This is a genomic window from Agathobaculum butyriciproducens (genome assembly GCA_003096535.1).
Classification (GTDB): Bacteria; Bacillota; Clostridia; order Oscillospirales; family Butyricicoccaceae; genus Agathobaculum; species Agathobaculum butyriciproducens.
On the sequence record QEKJ01000051.1, the window covers coordinates 1 to 1,630 of the forward strand.

Here is a 1,630-nt window from a genome sequence, read left to right on the forward strand (position 1 = left end):
TGATGCTATTATAAAAGTAGACACGGAAAGGTAGAAAAAAGTCTTTCTGGGAGTTATCATAAAGACGAGTATTCTACCAGAAGGGAGACGGTCTTTATGGGAAAACACTTAAATCCGCTGGAAAAAGAATTTTTAATCCGGAAGTACAAAAGCAATCCGCGATTGAAGATGACGGATTTCTGTATAGCAAATGACATATCAATCAGCTCCTTTCCGAAGTGGCTTAAACAGTATAATGAGGGTGGCCTGGAAGGACTGGCCCGCGCTGACAGCAAGATCAAGGATGTACTTCCAGAAGGAATTGATCGAACAGAAGAGTCATACAAGCGTGAAATACTCAAGCTGCGAATCGAGAACGAACGGCTTAAAAAAAACTATGCCGTGCGGAAGACGGATGCTGGAGAACTGGAATATATTCGTTTAAAACCGAAGAATTTGAAATTATAGAACTTCTTTCCAGAGATTACGATATACAGACTCTGTGTCAGCTTATGGGAGTCAGTCGTTCAGGATATTATAAGTGGAAAAATCGTGACAAAAGCGAACGAGATATAAATCGTGAAGAAATAATCGCGTTGGTATCTGAAACTCATGAGGCCCATCCATCTCATGGATACCGCTGGGTTGCTGCTTTTCTCAGATTGAATTACGGGCGGTCATGCAGCGACAGTTATATTTATAAAGTCTTTCGCTGTTTAGGTATTCAATCCCAGACAAAACATAAGCCGCATTACAGGCCTCGCAAAGTACGAGATTTGTATCCTAATCTCATTTTTACAACGTGGGAAACGGTAGATCGTCCCCGTCAGGTCATAGTATCTGATATGACTGTATTAAAACCGTGGATATTCTATTTCGAACTGACACTCTATTTCGATGTATTTACCAAACAGATTCTCTCTTGGAAACTTTCGGATCGCAGAGGCGGACGCGAGCAGTATCTAGATGGCCTTTCGGATGTGATAGAGCTGTTGAATGGCAGCAGGGAGCCGACCATTATTCATACCGACCAAGGCTCTGTATATTCATCTAAAGCATACAACGAGCTGATAAAAGATAGTAACATTATCCGTTCCATGTCTCGAGCCGGTAAACCAACAGATAATCCCGTCAACGAGGCACTCAATGGCTGGATCAAGGAAGAACTGCATATGGATTTTCGCTTAGAGGAATGTCGTACTGAAGATGATGTTAGAGAAGTGCTGCATCGCTATGTTAACTTCTATAACAAGCAGCGTCCCTGCTTTGCCCTTGATTATGATACGCCTGACCACTACTGTGAACGTTTTAATCTCGGTGAACTGGAACATCGAGATACCTTTTCGCAGCGTGTGCTGAGTGAAAAGCCAAAATTCATGCAGAAGAAACGAACCACCAAAAAATAATGATAGCTCATGTTCGACTTTGCCCTAACTTTTCAGAAAGCATATTGCATTCGATTAGCTTGAAAATTCATATTTTTTGTCATTTTCCGAATTGTGTCCACTTTTGAAAATTTTAAATCAATAAAAATAAGTTTTGTGTCTACTTTTAGAATATACATAGTTGATAAAAATATAGATGGTGTCTACTTTTGAAAATTAAATTTTAAAAATAATATTTTTCGTGTCCACTTTTGTTGACTGGTACA

Annotated in this window: 2 protein-coding genes; both read left to right on the forward strand. The window is 39.8% G+C overall.

From position 1 onward, the window contains the following. The first annotated feature begins 96 nt into the window (after positions 1-96). Positions 97-447: a hypothetical protein gene (locus tag C7386_RS13195; RefSeq protein ID WP_110436226.1), complete on the forward strand. Its 351-nt coding sequence runs from the start codon at positions 97-99 to the stop codon at positions 445-447. A gap of 32 nt (positions 448-479) precedes the next feature. Continuing rightward, positions 480-1,385, forward strand: a complete 906-nt coding sequence (locus tag C7386_RS13200) for an IS3 family transposase (RefSeq protein WP_252197110.1) — start codon at positions 480-482, stop codon at positions 1,383-1,385. The last annotated feature ends 245 nt before the right edge of the window (positions 1,386-1,630 follow it).

Excerpts from the sequence above, each read along its gene's own strand:
- C7386_RS13195 (WP_110436226.1), top strand. The coding sequence starts at position 97 with ATGGGAAAACACTTAAATCCGCTGGAAAAAGAATTTTTAATCCGGAAG.